Annotated in this window: 21 protein-coding genes and 1 CRISPR repeat array; of the genes, 4 read left to right on the top strand and 17 right to left on the bottom strand. The window is 44.2% G+C overall.

The window, feature by feature from the left end; genetic code table 11:
* The first annotated feature begins 365 nt into the window (after positions 1-365).
* The 4 genes from cas1 to HY960_10430 all read left to right on the top strand — a co-directional run bounded on the left by cas1 (position 366) and on the right by HY960_10430 (position 3,820).
* Positions 366-1,286 carry a type II CRISPR-associated endonuclease Cas1 gene (gene cas1, locus HY960_10445; GenBank protein MBI5216159.1) on the top strand — a complete coding sequence of 307 codons (921 nt, stop codon included), beginning with the start codon at positions 366-368 and terminating at the stop codon, positions 1,284-1,286.
* Positions 1,273-1,602 (top strand): CRISPR-associated endonuclease Cas2, encoded by a 330-nt coding sequence (cas2, locus tag HY960_10440; protein ID MBI5216158.1) that lies wholly within the window; start codon positions 1,273-1,275, stop codon positions 1,600-1,602. Before cas1 ends, cas2 begins: the two co-directional genes overlap by 14 nt.
* A gap of 113 nt (positions 1,603-1,715) precedes the next feature.
* A CRISPR array of direct repeats spans positions 1,716-2,598; the repeat unit is 46 nt; unit sequence ACTGGTGCAAATCTATGTAGAACAAAATTTGAAAGCAAACTACAAC.
* A 156-nt stretch (positions 2,599-2,754) separates the two neighbouring features.
* Positions 2,755-2,925, top strand: a complete 171-nt coding sequence (locus HY960_10435) for a hypothetical protein (GenBank protein MBI5216157.1) — start codon at positions 2,755-2,757, stop codon at positions 2,923-2,925.
* Positions 2,926-2,965: 40 nt separating this feature from the next.
* Positions 2,966-3,820 carry an FAD-dependent thymidylate synthase gene (locus HY960_10430; protein MBI5216156.1) on the top strand — a complete coding sequence of 285 codons (855 nt, stop codon included), beginning with the start codon at positions 2,966-2,968 and terminating at the stop codon, positions 3,818-3,820.
* A 183-nt stretch (positions 3,821-4,003) separates the two neighbouring features.
* Here HY960_10430 and ftsZ read toward each other — a convergent pair whose 3' ends face one another.
* The 17 genes from ftsZ to rsmH form a co-directional block, all read right to left on the bottom strand.
* Positions 4,004-5,173: a cell division protein FtsZ gene (gene ftsZ / locus HY960_10425; GenBank protein MBI5216155.1), complete on the bottom strand. Its 1,170-nt coding sequence runs from the start codon at positions 5,171-5,173 to the stop codon at positions 4,004-4,006.
* Between the two features lie 203 nt (positions 5,174-5,376).
* The gene (ftsA, locus tag HY960_10420; GenBank protein ID MBI5216154.1) at positions 5,377-6,624 is read right to left on the bottom strand and encodes a cell division protein FtsA; all 1,248 of its coding nucleotides are present in this window, start codon (positions 6,622-6,624) and stop codon (positions 5,377-5,379) included.
* 12 nt (positions 6,625-6,636) lie between these two features.
* A complete protein-coding gene (locus tag HY960_10415; GenBank protein MBI5216153.1) occupies positions 6,637-7,434 on the bottom strand; it encodes an FtsQ-type POTRA domain-containing protein in 798 nt (265 codons plus the stop codon).
* Positions 7,434-8,354: a UDP-N-acetylmuramate dehydrogenase gene (gene murB / locus HY960_10410; GenBank protein ID MBI5216152.1), complete on the bottom strand. Its 921-nt coding sequence runs from the start codon at positions 8,352-8,354 to the stop codon at positions 7,434-7,436. The genes HY960_10415 and murB overlap by 1 nt, the downstream gene beginning before the upstream one ends.
* Positions 8,355-9,740 carry a UDP-N-acetylmuramate--L-alanine ligase gene (locus tag HY960_10405; GenBank protein ID MBI5216151.1) on the bottom strand — a complete coding sequence of 462 codons (1,386 nt, stop codon included), beginning with the start codon at positions 9,738-9,740 and terminating at the stop codon, positions 8,355-8,357.
* 70 nt (positions 9,741-9,810) lie between these two features.
* The gene (locus HY960_10400) at positions 9,811-10,173 is read right to left on the bottom strand and encodes a sulfite exporter TauE/SafE family protein (GenBank protein ID MBI5216150.1); all 363 of its coding nucleotides are present in this window, start codon (positions 10,171-10,173) and stop codon (positions 9,811-9,813) included.
* Between the two features lie 15 nt (positions 10,174-10,188).
* Complete coding sequence (locus tag HY960_10395) at positions 10,189-10,722, bottom strand: hypothetical protein (protein MBI5216149.1); 534 nt, start codon at positions 10,720-10,722, stop codon at positions 10,189-10,191.
* 4 nt (positions 10,723-10,726) lie between these two features.
* Entirely contained in the window at positions 10,727-11,836 is a 1,110-nt protein-coding gene (gene murG / locus HY960_10390) for an undecaprenyldiphospho-muramoylpentapeptide beta-N-acetylglucosaminyltransferase (GenBank protein ID MBI5216148.1), read from the bottom strand.
* A gap of 1 nt (position 11,837) precedes the next feature.
* Positions 11,838-12,986 carry a cell division protein FtsW gene (locus HY960_10385; protein ID MBI5216147.1) on the bottom strand — a complete coding sequence of 383 codons (1,149 nt, stop codon included), beginning with the start codon at positions 12,984-12,986 and terminating at the stop codon, positions 11,838-11,840.
* A gap of 2 nt (positions 12,987-12,988) precedes the next feature.
* Complete coding sequence (locus tag HY960_10380; protein MBI5216146.1) at positions 12,989-14,359, bottom strand: UDP-N-acetylmuramoyl-L-alanine--D-glutamate ligase; 1,371 nt, start codon at positions 14,357-14,359, stop codon at positions 12,989-12,991.
* On the bottom strand, positions 14,356-15,480 hold the full coding sequence (locus HY960_10375; protein ID MBI5216145.1) for a phospho-N-acetylmuramoyl-pentapeptide-transferase: 1,125 nt from the start codon (positions 15,478-15,480) through the stop codon (positions 14,356-14,358). The genes HY960_10380 and HY960_10375 overlap by 4 nt, the downstream gene beginning before the upstream one ends.
* Positions 15,480-16,907: a UDP-N-acetylmuramoyl-tripeptide--D-alanyl-D-alanine ligase gene (locus HY960_10370; GenBank protein ID MBI5216144.1), complete on the bottom strand. Its 1,428-nt coding sequence runs from the start codon at positions 16,905-16,907 to the stop codon at positions 15,480-15,482. The genes HY960_10375 and HY960_10370 overlap by 1 nt, the downstream gene beginning before the upstream one ends.
* The gene (locus tag HY960_10365) at positions 16,904-18,409 is read right to left on the bottom strand and encodes a UDP-N-acetylmuramoyl-L-alanyl-D-glutamate--2,6-diaminopimelate ligase (GenBank protein MBI5216143.1); all 1,506 of its coding nucleotides are present in this window, start codon (positions 18,407-18,409) and stop codon (positions 16,904-16,906) included. Before HY960_10365 ends, HY960_10370 begins: the two co-directional genes overlap by 4 nt.
* Before the next feature lie 11 nt (positions 18,410-18,420).
* Positions 18,421-19,158 (bottom strand): hypothetical protein, encoded by a 738-nt coding sequence (locus HY960_10360; GenBank protein MBI5216142.1) that lies wholly within the window; start codon positions 19,156-19,158, stop codon positions 18,421-18,423.
* A 9-nt stretch (positions 19,159-19,167) separates the two neighbouring features.
* Positions 19,168-21,240, bottom strand: a complete 2,073-nt coding sequence (locus tag HY960_10355) for a PASTA domain-containing protein (GenBank protein MBI5216141.1) — start codon at positions 21,238-21,240, stop codon at positions 19,168-19,170.
* Positions 21,241-21,276: 36 nt separating this feature from the next.
* Positions 21,277-21,693 (bottom strand): hypothetical protein, encoded by a 417-nt coding sequence (locus HY960_10350; protein ID MBI5216140.1) that lies wholly within the window; start codon positions 21,691-21,693, stop codon positions 21,277-21,279.
* Between the two features lie 3 nt (positions 21,694-21,696).
* The gene (gene rsmH / locus HY960_10345) at positions 21,697-22,626 is read right to left on the bottom strand and encodes a 16S rRNA (cytosine(1402)-N(4))-methyltransferase RsmH (protein ID MBI5216139.1); all 930 of its coding nucleotides are present in this window, start codon (positions 22,624-22,626) and stop codon (positions 21,697-21,699) included.
* Positions 22,627-22,667: the final 41 nt, after the last annotated feature.

Below are 22,667 nucleotides of genomic sequence, written 5' to 3'. Positions count from 1 at the left end.
GTTTTTTATATTTTTTCATTGGCGTATCTCCTTAGGTTATTAAGTTGTAGTGAATTTATTTTCCTAAGATACAGATACGCCGCTTTTTTTTCAATCTGGTTTTTCTACCCTAAATATTTACACACCTTTTGAATATAACTCGATTGGAACGACAAAGAGTATTTAGTTAATAATTTATTTAGGGTTATTAAATTTGATGTAAATGGCATTATTGTTTTTGGCTACTTGTATGCTTCTAAGTTGGACATGAAGCATGATAGGAAAACAGAACCACCTTTAGTTATTCAGAAAGTACCTAACACTATATGTTGTGTTAGAGCAGAAATTGATATTCTTGGCAATATTATTAAAAAAGAAATTATTGGATGATTAAAAAAACGATTCTTATCAACAATTCCGCTTTCTTGAAAAAACAAGACGACCAACTTGTTATCAAGCGGGATGAAGAAGAATCCTCTGTGCCGATTGAGGACATCGGTGTGTTGATGCTCGACCACTGGCAAATTACCGTAACCGATTCTGTGTTGAATGCAATTCTTGCCAACGAGGGTATCATCATCACATGCGATAAGACGCACCATCCGAGCGGCGTAATGTTGCCTATTTCAGCAAACTCGGTTCATGCAGAAATCCTTCGGGCGCAAATGGAATCATCGCTCCCATTACGGAAACAACTCTGGCAACAAACTATCAAGCAAAAAATTCTCAATCAGGCGGCGGTGCTGGAACACATCAAGGTTGATATTGAGCCGATGAAACATTATGCTTCCAAAGTCCGCTCCGGCGACCCTGATAATTATGAAGGACGAGCCGCAGCGTTTTATTGGAAACGGGTCTTCCCAACACTTCCCGAATTTACGAGAGACCCGGAAGGTCTCTCTCCCAACCATTTGTTGAATTACGGATATGCCGTGCTTCGGGCAAGTGTTGCGCGGGGAATTGTCAGTTCAGGAATGCATCCTGCGCTCGGTATCCATCATAAAAACAAGTACAACTCCTTCAGCCTTGCCGATGATTTGATGGAGCCGTACCGTCCGTTTGTGGATGAAATCGTAAGGAAAATGATTGAAGAAAGCAGTGAGGTAATAGACCTTGTTCCCGAAACAAAACGGAACCTCCTCTCCTTTCTTGGCGGCGATATAGTGATGGAAGAGGAACGGAAACCGTTGCAACTTGGCATTACCCGGACATGCGCTTCCTTGGTAAAATGTTTCAAAAAAGAGGCGACAAAGATGCTGTATCCCGAATTCCCCAAGCGGAACTCCTCCGACGATGCGCCTGAATGAGTATAGAATTATGTGGGTGCTTGTCTTTTTTGATTTGCCGGTTGTAAGCGAAACAGACAGGAAAGTGTATACCCAATTCAGAAAGAAATTGATGAAAGACGGTTTCGATATGTTTCAGTTTTCCATCTATGTCCGGCATTGCATGAGCCACGACCAGGCAGACCTCCATATCAAGCGTGTAAAGTCGTTTCTTCCCTCCAAAGGGAAAATCGGGATACTCCGGATTACCGATAAACAGTTCGGGATGATGGAAATATTTGAAGGAAAAGACCCCGTAGATGCCAAACCTCCCCCACAACAATTAGAGATGTTCTGACAACCTATCGGAAAAAAAAGAAATCCCGGCTGATACATGGTCGGGATTTCTTTTTTTTTGTTGTTCTGAATATCCGCTAATCCCATATAGTATATGGGATTAGCAGAACCTATACTGGTGCAAATCTATGTAGAACAAAATTTGAAAGCAAACTACAACTTTGTTTACGGTGTGGAGCGCAAATTGCAAACTGGTGCAAATCTATGTAGAACAAAATTTGAAAGCAAACTACAACTATGAGCCCTCGTCCCATTCCCCACTGTAGACTGGTGCAAATCTATGTAGAACAAAATTTGAAAGCAAACTACAACTCTGTGTGGTCGTCATGTCTGTGTCCTTCGACTGGTGCAAATCTATGTAGAACAAAATTTGAAAGCAAACTACAACAGCGCCGTCTCAATCAGGTCAAGCATCTGTACTGGTGCAAATCTATGTAGAACAAAATTTGAAAGCAAACTACAACTAGAAGGTGACAAACCTAAAGAGTGGAACAACTGGTGCAAATCTATGTAGAACAAAATTTGAAAGCAAACTACAACCCTTACCTTGCCTCTTATATTACTTCTTTAGACTGGTGCAAATCTATGTAGAACAAAATTTGAAAGCAAACTACAACTAACAATAAACGGAAACGATCGGCAAGGTGACTGGTGCAAATCTATGTAGAACAAAATTTGAAAGCAAACTACAACGTATGTTGGAGAGCGGTGGGACGGCATCGCACTGGTGCAAATCTATGTAGAACAAAATTTGAAAGCAAACTACAACTATGTGTTAAGCTTCTCCTTTGGCATGGCAACTGGTGCAAATCTATGTAGAACAAAATTTGAAAGCAAACTACAACGATGCGACGTACCCAAACAACGCGCTCGGAACTGGTGCAAATCTATGTAGAACAAAATTTGAAAGCAAACTACAACATGTAAAATTAGGGAAAGAGAATAAAATAAACTGGTGCAAATCTATGTAGAACAAAATTTGAAAGCAAACTACAACTACAATAGCCATTTGGAGTTGGTCGAGGAAACTGGTGCAAATCTATGTAGAACAAAATTTGAAAGCAAACTACAACAATGGAGATGGGGCTTATTGATTGCCTTGCACTGGTGCAAATCTATGTAGAACAAAATTTGAAAGCAAACTACAACTGCTATGTCTGACGTGTTATCTCTTATCGAACTGGTGCAAATCTATGTAGAACAAAATTTGAAAGCAAACTACAACGTTACTACGGCGCAGGAAGCGAAAAACTTAACTGGTGCAAATCTATGTAGAACAAAATTTGAAAGCAAACTACAACTACCCCACCTGTTTGAATATTGACTCAGTTCCAGTATATTTGCACGCAAAATAAAAGAAAGCAATGGCACACGTAGTCAATCAATCAGCAGAAGCAGTACTCGATAAAGAATTCAAATGTTTGAATGCCGGATTCGTCCGGCTTGTGGATTTTATGGGAGGAGATGAATCCATCGTTCAGGCGGCGAGGGTCTCGTATGGTAAAGGAACAAAATCGGTGAACGAAGACCGGGGACTTATCCGGTATTTAATGAGACATCTTCATACCACTCCGTTTGAAATGGTCGAACTGAAATTCCATGTGAAACTTCCTATCTTTGTTGCCCGGCAATGGATTCGTCACCGGACAGCGAACGTTAATGAATATTCAGGCAGATATTCGGTGATGAAGGATGAATTCTATGTGCCGGAACATGAAGCAATTCATTTTCAAAGTCTGATGAATAAACAGGGACGACGGGAAGAGGAAGTCCCGGCAGACCTACGGCAAAATGTTATCAACATTCTGACCGAAACACAACGAGAGTTGTTTACTGAGTATGAGCAATTGCTTGAGTCGGATATTGCCCGCGAACTTGCCCGCATCAATCTTCCCCTTTCTCTTTATACCGAGTGGTACTGGAAGATTGATTTGCACAACCTGTTTCACTTCCTCCGTTTGCGGATTGACCCGCACGCGCAGTACGAAATCCGCGTTTATGCCGAAGCGATGGCAGAGATAACGAAGGCAGTTGTCCCGCTCGCATGGGAAGCGTTTGAAGATTACATGTTGAAGTCAGAACGGTTTACCCGTCTTGAATTGAACGCACTCAAAGAACTGTTACCTGCTCAACCCCTCTCAAAAGAATTTCTTGAGAGTAAAGGATTGAAGGGACGCGAAGCCGAGGAGTTTATCGAGAAACTCCAACGCCTCAAATAATTTCCATCTCGCGAAGGCTCCCGCTAACCATAACGGGATTTACTCCTTCGCGATTTGGAACAGTGAGGTAACATAATGATAGTTTGTCACCCTGAACTTGTTTCAGGGTCTATTTCAAGCTGTATGTAGATGCCGAAATACCCTGCCTGTGACAGGCAGGAATTCGACAAGACAGTCTTTAAGTTAGTCCATAATTTTTCGGAGGAACGCGGGCTTTTCAATTTCCGCAAGTTCCATCTTCGCATCTTCTCTCTCTTCGTGCTGATACGGGTGCGGAGTAATATCAATCCCGCGACGAACATACGCCGGCGTATCGAACGATTGAAGTTCATGCAAACCGGTCGGGATGCGCTCTACTTTCGGCAATGGCTTTGCGACACGAACTCCGGCAGATGCTTTCCTGTTAAAGCCGGTTGCAATCACCGTCACCATTAACTTATCACCGATTGTATCATCAATCACCGCGCCCATAATGACGTTCGCGTCATCGCCTGCGGCTTCCTGAATAACACTGACTGCTTCATTCACTTCCACCAACGACATGCTCGGTCCGCCTGTCACGTTGACAAGCACACCTTGCGCGCCCTGAATGGAAACACCTTCGAGCAACGGACTGGAAATTGCCGCATGCGCCGCTTCGGTTGCGCGGTTCTCGCCTGTTGCAATACCTGAACCCATCAACGCATCCCCCATCTCCCGCATGATTGTTTTCACGTCTGCGAAATCAACATTGATGAGACCGGGAACGGTAATGAGTTCGGAGATACCACGGGTCGCATTGTGGAGTACCTCATTTGCTTTATCGAATGCATCAACAAGCGGCGTGTTGCGTTCCACTATCGAAAGCAATTTCTGATTAGGAATAACGATGAGCGTATCAACTTGTTTCTTCAACTCGTCGAGCCCTGCTTCCGCGAGCGCCATGCGTTTCTTTCCTTCGCACGTGAACGGCTTGGTGACAATCCCGACAACAAGCGCGCCGAGACTTTTCGCAATGTTTGCAACGACGGGCGCGCCGCCTGTTCCGGTTCCACCGCCCATCCCGGCAGTGACGAAGACCATGTCACTTCCCTGCAATGCGCGGCTAATTTCTTCGCGGTTTTCTTCCACTGCCCGCTGACCGATTGTCGGGTCAGCGCCTGCGCCAAGTCCGCGGCTCAGGTTCTTGCCGATTTGAATTTTGTTCGCGGCAAGGTTCCGGTTCAGCGCTTGCATATCGCAGTTGACGGCAAAGAAATCACATCCCTGCATCCCGCGATTAATCATGCTGTTGATGGCATTTCCGCCACCACCGCCAACACCGACGATGCGTAATTTCGCACCGTTGTCATAATTGAAATCTAAATCTATCACTGTTGTTACCCTTTTAGTTAGTTAATATGTTTATTGGTTAATTAGTTAATTGGTTATTTATTTTTGATTGATTTTATAAACTTTTTTGTCATTCGTCATTTGGATGTATGATTCGTTCCTGTTCAACGCTCACAACCTTATCACCCTGCACTCTACACCCATGCGTTCTTCGTATCTCAAATCTCAAATCTCACATCGCAATCTCATAACTCTTCAAACCAACTCTTCATCTTTGAAAAAGTTGTCTTGAGAGAAAAACTTCCTTTCCCGTTGTTCATCGTAAGCGGAACAGAATCTTTATTTTGTAGTGCATAGAGAACAAGCCCGACCGAAGTCGAGTAAATCGGGTTTTCAATTTCACGCACCAAACCGGATTTGAACCCGGACGGGATTCCTATTTTCACCGGTAAGCCGAGAACTTCCTGCGCAAGTTCCGAGACACCTTTGATAAGTGAACCGCCGCCGGTAAGAACAACTCCCGCGCCGAGATGCCGGGAATAGCCGGAACGTTTGATTTCCATCGCGGCGATTTCAAATATCTCTTCCATGCGCGGTTGGATAATACGCGCAAGAAGTTTCTTGTCAATTTCCAACGGCGGTCTGCCGCCGATGCCCGGAATTGTTATCGGTTCATCATCCATAACACTTGGCATGTAGGCAAACCCGTACTGACATTTCAACCGCTCTGCCTGTTCCGTCAGAACGAGACATCCTTTCCGAATATCATTCGTCACCTGAGTTCCGGCAATCGGGACAACGGCTGTGTGACGAATTGTTCTGTCTTCAAACACAGCGACATCGGTTGTACCGCCGCCAATATCAAGCAGGGCAACACCGACTTCTTTTTCCTGTTCATCAAGCACTGCGTAGCTTGAAGCAAGCGGTTCAAGGACCATGTCGCGGATATGCAACCCGGCGCGCTGGACACACTTCACAATATTTTGTGCCGCTGTCACCAAGCCCGTGATGATGTGAACATTCGCTTCGAGACGCACACCGGACATTCCGACCGGGTCGTTCACTCCGTCTTGTCCGTCAATAATAAATTCTTGTGGAATAACATGAATGATTTTCCTGTCGGACGGAAGAGCAACGCGCTTCGTATCTTCAATCAAACGATTGACATCTGCCTGTGTAATTTCTTTCTCTGCCGCGCTGATTGCCACAACACCGCGGCTCTGAAAACTTTGAATATGGTCTCCGGCAATTCCGACAACCACCGATTGAATCTGAATACCCGAACGGGCTTCTGCTTCAGCGACGGCGCTTTGAATCGAGCGAACCGTCTTATCAATGTTTGTCACAACGCCGCGGGTCAATCCTTCGCTCGGGCTTTTCCCGATGCCGAGGATATTGTAACCGCCAATCTCATCAATCGCGGCAACAACGACGCAGACTTTCGTCGTGCCAATATCTAATCCAACAATAATTTCCTGTTCTGTTCTGTCCATTACATCATTTCCTTACAACGGTATTCTTGTCGTTCGTTCGTTGGGTTTATCCCACCTCACGACCACATATCCATCAAAGCGGAGGTCGAGATATTGTAATTGCGCGGCGGCTCCGTTCTTCACAAAATTACTCCAGAATGTCTCGAGTTTCTGAAGTCGTTGGGCGAAATCCTCCTTGCCGATAAAAATCGGAACAGCATGTTCAATCGCGTTAAACATCACTTCTCCGTTTGTCCCGACTTTGATTTCAGAAATTGCATCATACCAATGGACTGACTTTGCTTGTTTGAGAACTTCAATAGCCAAAAACACCGATGGGTTCGGAATTTGTTTTCCTAATTCGACTGAGGAAATTCCGGTTATGCCGTTAATGATCGGTAAATCAAACTGCACGGTGGGAAGTTGAGGCAACAAAACCGCTTCCGAGTCAACATAGAGAACCGGGTTTCCATTGACAACGGCAAACGGTTCGCGCTCCGTAATAGTAATTCTCATCGCGTCAGGCAATTGACTTTCAACTTTCGCAGACTTGATGAGCGGATGTTGAAGTAATTTTTCTTCGACCACGCTCGCTTCGATATCATCAAGAAACATGCTCTGCTGAATGGTTGAAAGCGAAACCACTTCTTTCGCTTGCAAATATTTTGCGCCATCAACAAGAACGCGCTCAACTTTCAACTGCGACTTCCATTGCAATCCATACACTGCAAGCGTTGCGAAGACAACAATAATCGGGATGAGCCACCAAATGTAGCCGGATGATTTTCTTTTTTGATTTCTCTTCGATGTATTTTTCGGTTCTTTTTCCATCAGTTACAAAATTCCTTTACAATATCTTCGGTAAATCCTATCAGTTTCACTTCGGGTTCCAATGCTATTCCAAATTTTTCCAATACGGTCGTTCGTGCAAGTCGCATCAGTCCGATGACATCCTGAGCAAACGCGCCGCCGGTGTTCACAATAAAATTTCCATGCTTTTCTGAAATCTGAGCATGACCTTGAATCGTGCCTTTCAGCCCGGCTTGTTCGATTAACTTTGCCGCATAATTTCCTGCCGGGTTTTTGAAGATGCTTCCCGAGTTCGGGAAGTTGAGCGGTTGCGATTCATTTCGTTTGATGAGTAACTCGCGGCGGCGTTTCATCATCTCTGCTTTGTCTCCCGGCTGAAGTTTGAACGACGCACTCAATACAACATCACGCACCAAACCTGAACGACGGTACGCGAACTGCGCCGCTTCTTTGTTGATGCTCAGAACTTTCCCATCACGAATTGTTTCCACTTCCATGAGATAATCGGAAATCTCTCCGCCGTACGCGCCTGCGTTCATTATCACGCCGCCGCCAACTGTTCCGGGAATTCCGGCAAGCATTTCTACTCCTTGCAATCCAAGTTGGATACAGAAATCAACAAACTTTGTCAATCGTGCGCCCGCTTCTGCATAGACAAGTTCACCATCGGTTGTTAATTGATTCAAACCTTGTTCGAGATTGAGAACAACACCCCGCACTCCGCTATCCGAAACAAGCAAATTGCTTCCGTTCCCTATGACGAAGAATTTTATCGCACGCTCATGCAAATACTGAACGAGAGCAATCACGTCGTTCTTATCAGCCGGCTCGAAATAAAAATCTGCCGGACCGCCAATGCGATACGAAGTGTATTTGCTCAACGGCTCATTCAATGCGATGCGACCGCGATAAAATTGTTGTATGTCTTCAATGACGAACACTTAGTTTTTCTTCTTCAACAAATTCAAAAATTCATTTCCATATTTGTAGATGTCGCCCGCACCCATCGTTATGACGAGATCGCCCGACTTGACAATCCCCATGAGATACTGCGGCACTTGTTTTTTATCGGCAACATAATGCACGCCTTTGTGCCCGTACTGCATTGCCGCGTTAGTAATCAACTCGCCGGTGATTCCCTGAATCGGCTCTTCACGCGCAGGATAGACATCGGTAACAATCAGCACATCGGAAAGCAAAAATGCTTTGCCGAACTCTTCATAAAAATCTCTCGTGCGCGAATACAAGTGCGGCTGAAACACACAGACGACTCGCTTTCTCCAACCGGACTTTGCGCCAAGCAATGTCGCCTTACATTCTGTCGGATGATGTGCATAATCATCGTACAGCGAAATACCTGCAACTTCCCCCTTCTTTTCCCAGCGACGAATCACACCGGAGAACTTTTCGATTCCGGCTTTCACTTTCTCGAACGGGATTCCGAGTTCAAGGCCGATGGCAATTGCGGCAAGCGCGTTCTGCACGTTGTGCTTGCCGGGAATTTGAATCGTAATCTCACCCAAATCCGCGTAATTCTTCACCACCATGAACGTGCTTGTGTTCTCACGATGTCGGATATCATACGCCTGCAAATCTGCCTGTGGGTTCAAACCATAGGTGATGACTTTCTTCTTGCTGAGGAGCGGCAAAATATCCTGCAACGCCGGTTCATCAAGACATAAAACATTGAAACCGTAGAACGGAACCTTCAACGCGAACTGAACGAATGCAGATTTGAGGTCTTCCAAATCGCGGTAGCAATCGAGATGGTCAACTTCGAGCGTCGTCAACACGGCAATGGTTGGCGTGAGCGAAAGAAACGAGCGGTCAAACTCGTCCGCTTCGACAACAATGAAATCACCCTGACCGAGCCGTGCGTTTGTTCCGCCAAGTCCATTCAATCTTCCACCGACAATAACTGTCGGGTCGAAACCGCCTTCGAGCAGAACAAGTCCGACCATGGATGTCGTCGTGGTTTTCCCGTGCGTACCGGCAATTCCGATTCCGTATTTGAGACGCATAACTTCCGCGAGCATTTCCGCACGGCGGATGATGGGAATTTTTCTTCTCTGCGCTTCAAGGACTTCTTCATTATCGAGCGAGACGGCAGATGAATACACAAGCGCATCAACATCCTCTTTCAGATTTTCTGCTTTGTGTCCTTCAAACACTTCCGCGCCGAGCGATTGCAACCGTTCGGTAATCTCGCTGAGCGATTTATCCGAGCCACTGACTTTGAAATTCTGGTCAAGCAGAATCTCGGCAATGCCGCTCATGCCGATTCCACCGATTCCCACAAAATGTATTTTTTTAATTGAACTAAACATAAATTTTAACTGCCGGGATGATTGGCTTCACAACACAACTAATCCACTAACGCCAATCATCCCCGACAATTCACTTTCCGATAATCATTTTCAAAGAGATTAATAACAACGCAACACCAAAAATTCTTTTCAGAATATCACCTGAGATTTTATTTGCAAACGTTCCGCCAAGGTAACTTCCGATTAGCAATCCGAAGCCCATGAGCAGAGCCACTTTCATATTCACATTTCCCGCCTTGTAATATTCCATCGCACCGAGAAAAAGCACGGGCAACGTCAGCATCGCGAGTGTCGTTCCCTGAGCGACGTGTTGTTGCCAACCGAACAACAAGACGAGTGCAGGAACCAGCACAACTCCGCCGCCAACGCCAATCATGCCGCTTAAAATTCCGACGGCAAATCCCAACACAACAAATTGAAAAACTTCAGTCACGTTCATATTCAATTCCTAACTAAAAAGTTGTTGAGCAATTCTCGGCGCACGTAACATCTGCATCGGACGTTTCATCTTCGGGACAATTTCAGCTATCCGTTCCATTTCAATCAACAATTCGTCTTCATGTTCATATCGCCCGATGCGAATGCGAATCAGACGAAGACGGTCTTTCAACTTAAACAACACCACCTGAAATCTTCCGGCAGTTTGCACACGCCGCTCACGACCGATGTACATCCATTCGATATCCGAGAACAGCACTTCCCGCTCGTGCGACTTCCGGTGAAACACCATTCTATCCTGTAGTACGATGAGCCGCCGTTCACGCAATTTGTTCAACAGAACAGTGAGCAACGATACGACAACAAACGTGAGTATGATGTACAAAATCGGGTCTGCCTGCATCGGTGGTAGTTTCGGAAGTGAAAATGTTCCGCGAAATCCTGCCCACAGTACAAGCGCAACGAGATAGAAAATTGTTTGGACATAGTAAAAGTCCAATTTGTACTTGAACACTTTTGCATCAGGAGGAAGTGTGGTTAACATACTTCTACTTTCTCCGACCTAACTCGATGATGCGTCGTGCAATTTCTTCAGCCGCATTTGGTTTTCCAAGTTGCTTACTCGCGATTGACATTGCCTGCAATTTTTCAGTATCGTTCAATAGCGATTGTACAACATCAAACAATCGTTCTTTCGCTTCGGAATCTCTCACCATCAACGCCGCGCCGGATTCGGTCATCGCTTTTGCATTTTCTGTTTGATGGTCTGCCGCGGCGAACGGATACGGAATCAGGATTGCCGGTTTGCCGAGTCGTGTCAGTTCAGCAATGGTCGTCGCGCCTGCTCTGCAAATTACTATGTCACTGATTGCGTACGCATAATCCATCCTGTCAATAAAAGCATTCACCCACAAATGTTCTTTGGCGATTTTGTTGCTTGATGTTTTCACCCGTTCAATATCTTCTTTGCCGGTCTGCCAGATGATTCTGAATCCTTGTCCGATGTATTTTTCAAGTTGTTGAACTACAGCATTGTTGATTGTTGTCGCGCCCAAACTTCCTCCAAACACAAGAAGAGTCTTTTGTTTGCCCGATGAATCAAAACCAAAATAGTTGAACGCTTCAGACTGATGAACCTTTTCTAACGAGCCCCGTGTCGGGTTTCCGGTCAGAACGACATTATCTACTCGCTTCAAATATTTTTTTGCCTGCTCGAATGTAATGCAAACCTGCTTGACACGATTTCCCAACATTCTTGTCGTCACGCCGGGATAACTGTTCTGCTCATGAATCAGCGTCGGTATCTTCATCACGGATGCCGCGTACACAATCGGACCGGAAACATAGCCGCCCGTTCCGATGACGACATCCGGTTTGAATTGCTTTATAATTGAATATGATTGCACGAGCGACACAACGACCTTCAACGGAAATAAAAAATTACTGAGCCGAAGTCGGCGATGAAAACCGCTAATCCAGATTGTTCGGAACGCGAATTCTTTTTGTGGAACCACTCTCGCTTCGATTTTATTTTTTGTTCCGATAAACAACAACTCTGCATCAGGAACAAGTCGTTTGAGTTCATCCGCGATAGCGATTGCCGGAAACAGGTGTCCACCTGTTCCGCCGCCCGCAAAGATGACTCGAATTTCTGCCACATCAATACACCTTTCCCACCGCAGTTCCGTTTGCCTTCTCCGGAGCCACAACAACTTTTTCCCGAACACGGGGAAACATGTTTGTTTGTGATGAAATATTCAATAACACACCAACAGCAAACGCGGAAACTATCATTGAGGAACCGCCATAACTAACAAACGGCATTGGCAACCCTGTAGTTGGGAACAATCCGACTGAAACCCCGGCATTCACGATTGCAAAAAGCGTGATGACACTTGTAATTCCGAGCGCCAAATATCTTCCGAACATATCTTCCGCCGCCTGAGCAATTTTCATCCCCCGGTACATGATAATGATGAAGAGAACAAGAACGGCAACACTTCCGACCATTCCGTATTCTTCACCAATAATTGCATAGACAAAATCTCCGTACGATTCGGGGAGAAAATAATCGCGCTGATGACTATCGCCGGGTCCGACTCCAAGAATTCCACCGACGCCGAAAGCGATTTTACTTTGCGTGAGTTGATAACTCGATTGCCCGGTACTCGCGCCGCTAAAGAAATCCAGAATTCTTTTCTTCCTGTATTCCGCGCTCCACATGTACCAACCTAATGCAGGAAGTAACAAGAGAAACACGGAAAGGAGATGCATTACCTTTGCACGTGCTAAAAACAACATAAGAATTCCCAACCCGAAAATAAGCGCGCCCATGCTAAAATTCGGTTGCAGTATAACTAACATCGTAACAGTGAGAATCCATGCCAGCATTTTGAGAAAACCTTCTTTGAATACCCTGATATCTTCCTTATAAGTAGAAGCAAGGGCTGCGAGATGAAATATCAAGGCAAATTTTGCAAGTTCTGAAGGCTGAAATCCAAGGAACCAACGAAGCGCACCTTTGTACAGAGCGCCGGCAATCAGGGTAGCCCCAAGAAGAATGATAATAACTATCATTGCAAATTTTGCAATATTCTTCCACCTTTTATAGTCAATCGTCATTCCAAGCATGAGCATTATTAATCCGATTGCTACTTTGCCTGCATGTTTGATGAGCATATCTTCCGAACCGCCATAACTTCTCACAGCCCATGCCGCGGAAGCGCTATAGACAATCGCGATTCCCATAAACATCAGTGTCAAGACGGATATGAGTAATGTCAAATCAACATGGTTACGACGAAACATGATTATTTCTCCTCAAGTTGATGAACAAATTCTTTGAACACGCGACCGCGATGCTCATAATTTTCAAACCAATCAAATGAAGCGCACGCGGGAGAAAGCAGAACAATATCACCGGCAACAGAAACTCGTTGTGCAATTTCAATCGCTTCCTTCATTGAATCTGCCCGTTCAATCTTTGTCTGTGCCTCAAACGATTTCACAACCTTGTCAGCAGATTCGCCAATAGCAATGATTGTTTTGACGTGCTTCTTCACTTCTTCATAGAGCGCAGAGTAATCGTTCCCCTTGTCTCTGCCGCCAAGCAGAAGCACAATGGGATGTTCATACGCCTTCAAAGCATACGAAACCGAATCAATGTTTGTCGCCTTGGAGTCATTGATGTACCGAACTCCGTTCACTTCTCGCACAAACTCCAACCTGTGTTCAACACCCTTGAAATTTTTTAATGTTGAGCGAATAGATGCAACGCTCACTCCCATCACCTGAGACGCGAGTGTTGCCGCCATAGCGTTATATAAATTATGGACACCCTTGATGCTGATTTCTTTCGCGTTGATAATTTCCTGTTCTTTTCCTTCGATGCATGTAAACATTTTACCATCGCGTACATACGCGCCCGATTCAAACTCGCGTTTCACACCGAACGGAAGTGCACGAACAAACGAAATCGCTTTCGAGAACACAAGGTCTTTCGTCTGCTGGTCGTCATAGCAATAAATCAAATAATCTGCTTTTGTTTGATTCAGAAATATTTTGCCTTTTGCTCCTTTGTACGCATCAAACGAACCACTGTAACGGTCAAGATGGTCGGGTGTAATATTTAAGATGACAGAAACATTCGGGTGAAACGTATCAATATGGTCAAGTTGAAAACTGCTCACTTCCAGTACAGCAGTTGAAGTTGAATCCAATTGACTAACGACAGACGAAAACGCATTTCCGATATTTCCCGCAACTGCATGTCTCTTTCCCGCATCCGAGAACATTCTTCCCGTGAGAGTTGTCGTCGTTGTTTTGCCATTACTTCCCGTGATTGCAATAATCTGAGCCAGACAAAACCAACCTGCAACTTCGATTTCACTTACAACTTTGATTCCTTTGCTGAGCGCATCAAGCACAACCTGTGCGTTCGATGGAACACCCGGGCTGAGAACGAGTACATCAGTTTCAAACACTCGTGATGTATGCTGACCGAATTCATACGCAACACCAAGCGATTTGAAATGCGGAATCAGAGAAGTAACTTTTTCGCTCAAATCCTTATCACTGACGAACACATTCGCGCCTTGCGATCTGAGAAGTTGCGCAACCGCAACTCCGCTTCTCGCCGCGCCAATGATGCTGACGTTTTTATATTTGAACTCGGTTTTCATCGTACTTTGAACGTTGCCAAACTTAAAATCATCATGAGAATCGCGATGATGTAAAACCGCGTAACAATTTTCGGTTCATCCCATCCAGCCATTTCAAAATGATGATGAATCGGAGCCATACGAAAAACCCTTCGCCCTTCACCATAGCGTTTCTTTGTGTATTTGAACCAGACTTTTTGAATAATCACCGAAGCAGTTTCCATAAGAAACACTCCGCCGAGCGTTGGCAGGAGAAATTCTTTTTTGATTAACACACACAAAACTCCAATCGCGCCGCCAAGTGCGAGTGAACCGGTATCACCCATGAACACCTGTGCCGGGAACGAATTGAACCAAAGAAAACCAAGACACGCACCAGCCATTGCCGCACAAAAAATGCTCAACTCACCATTGCCGCGAAGAAATGGAATCGTCAGGTACTCGCTCAATTGCGCGTGACCGGAAATGTAACTGATAACCGCAAGCGTCATTGCAACAATACTCACCGTCCCCGCCGCCAATCCGTCGAGACCGTCAGTAAGGTTGACCGCGTTGCTCGTCGCCGTGATAACAAAAATCACCATCGGGATGTAGAGATACCCTAAATCAAATTCCAAGTTTTTCACAAACGGCATTGTTGATTTCGATGCGTATGGTATCAATGTCTCATCAAACAAATATGGGAGAAAATATATCGTTCCACCGACAACCAATCCGACAAACACTTGACCGACAATTTTATATTTTCCAATCAATCCTTTTGGTTTCTTCTTCACTACTTTCAGATAATCATCTAAGAACCCGACCATGCCGAGCGCCGCAGTTGCAAACAAAATGAGAACGATGTATGCGTTTTTTAAATCTGTCCAAAGCAAGGCAGGCACTAACGTTGCGGCAAGAATTATCAAACCGCCCATCGTCGGCGTTCCCGCTTTCTTGCGATGTGTTTCGGGCGCTTCCAACTTTGCGGCTTCACCGATTTGCCGTTGCTTCAACATGCGGATGATTTTCGGTCCAATCCAGAACGCTATGATTAAAGCCGTGACTGCCGCTCCGCCTGCACGAAACGTGATGTAACGAAATAATCCTGAACCGGGAATACCAAATTCCTGACGGAGAAATTCAAACAAATAATAAAACATTAGTTCACTCCCTGCTTTCCTTGTCTGATTGATTTCTGGGGGAGATTCTCCAGTGATTGCTTCAGCGCATCAATCACTTCTTTCAGTTTCATTCCATGCGAACCTTTGAAAAGAACTACATCACCGGGTTGAACGACTTTGAGTAGTTCATTCAGTAATTTCGTTTTGTCTGTAAAATTCTTTTTTTGATTGACATTCGTCGCTTCGTGGATACACTTCGCATACGTACCGAAAGTCAGGAGTACATCGCAACGATGTTTTGGAAGCGCCGCACCGATTTTTCGATGTTCACTGACGGAGAACTTTCCCAATTCAAGCATGTCGCCAAGGACACAAATTCGTCTTCCTTGGCAATCAATCGTTGCAAGAGTTTTCAACGCCGACATCATCGAATCAGGATTGGCGTTGTATGCATCATCAATAATCATTACGCCGGTAACTATTTCGATGTTCATTCGTCCATCAATTGCTTTGAACTTCTGTAAAGCCGATCGAATATTTTCAGGCGGTACATCAAAGTGTTTTCCGACAGCAATGGCGGCGAGAGCGTTGGATACATTGTGTACACCCGGAACCTTCAGTGTAATTTCAAGCAGTTCCTTCCACCCTTTTGCCCGAACAATAAAGCGAGACGAACCATCATCATTAACATGTTGCAACGTACTTTGTACATCGGCAAGATGCGTGTACTCGCTGTACGTTACTTTCTTTGTCAACACGCGTGCTTGTGTCTGCACCCGGACATCGTCAACATTTACAAAACCGACCCGAGTTCTTTCTTTACTCAACCAATTGAAAAGTTCGCCTTTTGCTTCTGCGATTTTATTCACAGTTCTGAAAAATTCTATATGCGCTTTTCCAATGTTCGTGATGAGTCCATGCGTCGGCTCAGCAATTTCACACAGGTATTGTATTTCACCTGCGTGATTCATTCCCATTTCAATGACTGCAATTTCATGCTTCTTGTTCAACCTGAACAATGTCTGCGGAACACCGATATGGTTGTTCAAATTTCCCTGTGTACACAATACATTATACTTTGGTTTCAATACCGAGTACGTCATATCTTTGTTAGTGGTTTTCCCACTGCTTCCGGTAATAGCAACAATCGGGATATTAAATTTCCTCCTGTGTAATCGTGCTAACTCGCCAAGCGCTTTCGTCGTATCAGTCACAACGATATAGGGAAACTTGAATTTCGAATTCCGATATTGTTCATTGATGACAACACACGCCGCGCCTTTTTTCACAGCGTCGGAAAGGAAATTATGTCCGTCAAATCGTTCACCTTTGATTGCAACAAACAATTCACCTCTCCGGATGATCCGAGAGTCTATTGCTACACCTTTGATGGAAATTATTTTGCCCGGAAAATTTTCCGCGGCAACATGGTTGATGGAAAGAAGTTCATCTACGGTGAACATCACTGTTCTCTTTCCATATATTCCAACACCTGTTGCCTATCGCTGAACGGATATTTTTTATCACCGATGATTTGATAATCTTCATGTCCTTTACCGGCGATGAGAATAATGTCATGCTCTTTTGCAAGATGTAATGCGAGCGAAATCGCGCCGGCTCTATCTGCTTCACGAATAGTGTTTTTCTGTGGAAGAATTCCTTCCATTGTCTGGTCAATGATCATTTCCGGTTCTTCAAAGCGCGGATTATCTGATGTAACAATCACGACATCGCTTAACTCGGAAGCGACGCGCGCCATCTTCGGGCGTTTTGTTGCATCTCTGTTTCCGCCGCAACCGAACACGGTAATGATTTTTCCTTTTCGATTCTGACCGGAAACATCATGAATTGCTTTCAACGCCTTCTCCAATGCATCCGGCGTATGTGCATAATCTACAATTGCTGTCCATCCTTTGGGAGATTGAATCTGTTCAAATCTTCCCGGCACGGGTTGCATCGTCAAGAATCGTTTTTGAATTTCATCAAATGAAATTCCCATCGTATATCCGACACCGATTGATGCAAGAGCATTATAAACATTAAATCTCCCGACAAGCGGTGTTTGAATCGTCATCGAAGAAGTTCCGAACTCAAGTTGGAAACTCGTTCCTGAAACCGAAAGCGTGATGTTGCTCGCCCTGAGTTCTGCATCAGAACCGTTCCCGTAGGACAACTTCTTACATGAAACCGTTTGATACAGTTTTCTTCCCCATTCATCATCAATGTTAATCACCGCTGTTGAACTCTTCGGGAGCGAATCGAACAACATTTTCTTCGCAAGGAAATATTCATCCATCGTCCGATGGTAATCGAGATGGTCCTGCGTCAGGTTCGTGAAGACTCCAACCTGATAGTCAATACCATGCACGCGATGCTGATGCAATGCGTGCGAAGAAACTTCCATCACGCAAGATGTGCAACCATCATTCACCATGCTTGCAAACAATTGTTGAAGTTCGAATGAATCCGGGGTTGTGTGAGTAGCAGGTAATCGCTTGTTTCCGATTCTATACTCAATCGTTCCGATTAATCCCGACTTTCCTTTCAATTCCATTATAAAGTTTGAAAGAAACGAACATGTTGTTTTCCCGTTGGTTCCGGTAATTCCTATTTTTTCGAGTAATGACGAAGGATTTCCGAAATAATTAGAAGTGATCTGTGCAAATGCAATTCGAGCATCGGCAACAACCACTTTCACAACTCCCGCGTGCATAAAATAGGAGTCAGGAATGGCGCTGTCGCTATCAGTTACAATAACTTTCGCACCGTTCGAAATTGCCTGCGTGATGTATTGATTTCCATCTCTGTCACTTCCACGAATTGCCACAAACAAATCATTCCGCTCGACCTTGCGCGAATCTGAACGAACATTGTTCACTTCTGTTTCATGCGTGACGACCATTTTGCCATACAACGTCTGAAACATCTTGGTTACCGGTACACCGACTAATAATTTTGAGAGATTCATTCTTCGTTCACTCAGTAAAATTCGTACCGTACCTTAACGATTCGTTCAAGAGTTTCACTTTCGTTGTAAATATTTTCACGGACGAGTCGTCCTTCCTTATCATATTCGTATGTATGTTTGCGCAACAAAACTTCTTGTCCGGAAAAATCCTTCCGTTCTATCAATTGATTTTTCTTATTGTATTTATAGATCCAGTGAAAACGTTTCTGGCCCTGTTCTGACCCGGATTCGTCTATCAGGTTGTTGTTCGAGTCGTACGAGTACAGTTTAAAATTGTATAACTTTTTATCTTTGGTGTAGAGTTCTTCTCTGATTTTATTACCGGACGAATCGTGGAATTGTTTTGTTAGGAAATTTGGTTCCCGTAATGAATTGTATTCCTGAATTTCGTCAACCAGTCCAGAAGAATTATACCTATACTCTAACTTGAGCCCGAATTTATCATCATTAAAAACCAGACTTGAGTCAAACCTGTTCTCACTGTTATAATAATGATTCAACCGGTATTTCATGGTTCTGTTTTCCGCCGGTATATTTCTTGTGTTTTTCTTTTCAATCAGATTTCCTCTCTCATCGAATGACTTGATGATTTCGGATTGGTCGGGCACAAGATTCCCATCTTGTGCCGGGATATAACCGGTTTCTATCTGACGTTTAATTTTCTTTCCTTCCTGACTTCTGACATTACATATGCCGATGCAGAAAATCAAACAACAAACAAGAACAATATTTTTACCAGATACTACCATCGTATTCAATCAATTCAATCCATGTGGTTGAAGCGTTACCGATTTCGGTTCACACTTGAGAATAACTTTCGTTCCAAGAGATACAACTTTCCCTGCTGTCGGTTCCTGACTGATAACAACACCGAAGCCTTCTACTACCGGATCAAGTCGTCCGCTGGAAAGTATTCCGACTGCTTTCCGAACACTCTGTCCAAGTAAATTGGGAACTACACGTTCTTCGGGCGAATATCCCTGCATCGGCTGAATCATCATAGAATCTTCAACTCGAGTCTCAGGGATTGGCTGAGAATATTGTTGTTGTTCAGGAAGTTGTTGTTGTACCATCACAGGTTGTTCAATTGATACGTTACCTAACCTGTCAGTCGTAGTTATTATGCGTTCAGCAATTGCTCTGAATACCGGACCGCTCGTCATACCACCATAGTACGAGCCGCCCTTAGGATTATCAAGCATAACAAGACAAACTATTTTCGGATCTTCAACCGGGTAAAATCCTACAAATGTTGCCGTGTACTTTCCCGGTTCATATCTTCCATTAATATTTCTTTTCGCCGTTCCGGTTTTTCCGGCAATTCGTACGCCGGGAATCCGAACAGATGTTGCAGTTCCCGTATCAACGACGCCTTCAAACATCTCTTTCATGATATCAACTGTCGAAGACGATAATACTTTCCGAATAATTTCAGTTTGTAGTTCATGAAGAATATTACCGTTCGCGTCAACTTCCTTTTTAATGATATGTGGTCTGACCAAATATCCGCCATTTGCAATAACTGAATACGCGCAAAGTAATTGCAAGGGCGTTACACCAACTTCGTACCCGAACGCCATCGTATTTAAAGTAGTTCGTGACCAACTACTTGGCTTTTTCAATACACCCCTGTTTTCTCCGGGCAGTTCAATTCCCGTCGGACTTCCAAACCCAAACGCTCGACTCATTTTAAAAAATCGTTCAGCGCCCACGACGTTACTTATCTTCGCCATTACAATATTGCTGGAAACCTCCATCGCTCGTTGTACGGAAATAATTTTGTGTGGATGGTCATCAACAATTTTTCGTATTCGTCCTTTGCCAATCGGGACAACCCATGTTCCATCCTCTGCATCAAACAATTGTTCCGGTGTTACCAACTTATCTTCCAATGCAGATGCTACGGTTACGATTTTATAGACAGAGCCCGGCTCTACTCTGTCTGTAATCATTTTTAATTTTTGGTCTTTCTGATTGCATGATGATGGATTCATCGGATCCATCGAAGGATATTGAGCGACGGCTAATAATTCACCGGTCTTGGGATCCATCATGAGAGCAAGTCCGCTTTCTGCTTTATTTTTTTCAGCGCCGATACGAAGTTCTTCCTCTGCAATAAATTGCAGGGCGAGGTCAATAGTTAGAAAAAACGTACTGCCGTTCGTCGGATTAACACGCGGATATTCGATTTCCGGTCTCGCTCCCCCTAAGCCATCCTTCAACAACGTAACATATCCTTTCTCACCGCGAAGTTGTTCATTCAGAGAAAGTTCAAGCCCCATGATTCCCTTGTTATCAATATCGGTCGAACCCAATAATTGCCCTGCCGCTGTTTTATGATGATATAGCCGCTTCGGTTCCTTATAGACTGTTAATCCTTTGAAGGATTCGGGAATTTTATTTCGCAATGTCTCAGCATCAACCTGTCGAACAAGGGGAATATAATTCTGCTTTCTTTTTAATTTTGACTCGAAGAACGATTTCGGTTTTCCGAACGTTTTCGAAAATATTTCAATTAATCGGGGAAGGGAATCGCCCGCTCCCTTTTTATCAACCTCATAGGAATATAACGTCGTATTGGATGCAAGCACCTCACCATTTCTATCAAGAATAGAACCGCGCTTGGCTTGCAACGTTATTTTTTTTTCGTATTGGTCTTTTGCTTCTGCACGTAACTTTTCTGCATCAAGCACCTGAAGCGTTGTCAACCGAACGACGACACCAATGAAGAGCGCTATAAAAAAAATAAATAAAACGACTAACCGGCGTTTTTTGTTTCTCTCGTTTTTTTCAAAAGATAACTGTTCCTGCACAGATTCATTATACACCATGGCATGCTCACTTTTTGAATACTATTGTAAGTTCACCTAACGGACGGTCTGATTATCCATGACAAATTCTACAGGTCGTTCTTTCCTGTACGTCAGGCCGAGTTTTGTCTCAGCATATTTTTTTATTGTGTCCGGCGCTGATTTTTCGTTCACCTCTTGCAACAGCCGGGCATTTTTGGCCAGGATATTTTTGTATTCAATTTGCATTCTGTTAATGTCGCTCAACAGGTAACTCACGGTTATTTTATTCCAAATAAAAAACACAGCAATAAAAGCAACAGCAAGCACAACGAAAATCATAAACATCGGATTGAACCGCGTATGTGCCTTCACAGTATTTGCTTGTTGTGAACGCGCATCTTTGCTTGACGAGCCACCATTGAAAATGAGACGACGTTTCGATGTATCGGAACCGAGGGAGTTACCGGGGAAAATTGTTAAAGAATTTGCCATGAGTTATAATCTTTCTACTGCTCTTAATTTTGCGCTTCGGGCGCGTGGATTTCTATTGATTTCTGTTTCTGTCGGAACAATTGGTTTTTTCGTTAACACACGTATTTTTGCATTCATGTCTATTCTCCGAAGCAAACTTTCCGCTCCGGTAGTTTCAGGTTGCGATTGTTCCCGGAAGAATGTTTTCACAATTCTATCTTCGAGCGAGTGATAAGAAATTACCACTAATCGCCCGCCGGGATGCAACATCTCAACTGCATCACAAAGCCCTTGTTGAAGATTTTCAAGTTCGTTATTCACTTCAATCCGTAACGCTTGAAAAATTCTCGCCAGCGACTTTGTCAACATCCTTTGCCCTACGACAGACTCCACAACTTCAGCAAGTTCACGCGTGGTATCAAGTGTTTTGTTCCGGCGTCGTTCGGTGATTCTTCGTGCGATTTTTCTTGAAAACCGCTCTTCACCGTATTTCCAGAACACATTAGATATCTGTGGCTCGTCATACGTATTCACCACAGTCCACGCATCCAACTGCTGATTCCGGCTCATTCTCATATCAAGCCTGCTTTCTGATTGAAAGCTAAACCCCCGATGAGCAGCATCTATTTGATGAGACGACACACCCAGATCCAACAACATGCCGACGATGTTTCCATCAATCAATTCCTCAACACGAATACGAACGTTTGCAAAATTGTCTTGAACAAACAGGACACGCCCGGTAAATTCAATTAAATTTTTTCTTGCTTCGTCCAGCGCATCGGTATCCCTATCAATTCCGATGAGCGTGCTTTGAGGCGTTACATGTTGCAAAATGTTTGCGGCGTGACCGCCGCCCCCTAAAGTACAATCAACATATACTCCATCAAGCCCTGCACATAATAATCGAACAACTTCATCGACAAGTACGGGCTTGTGATAACCTTCTATCATGTAAAGAACAACTCTGCCGTCCAACCTAACTACGGCAAACC

It is taken from the genome of Ignavibacteriota bacterium (genome assembly GCA_016212665.1).
GTDB lineage: Bacteria > Bacteroidota > Ignavibacteria > UBA10030 > SZUA-254 > FW602-bin19.
The sequence above is the reverse complement of the archived record's forward strand: the minus strand, read 5'-3'. Positions and strand labels throughout refer to the sequence as shown.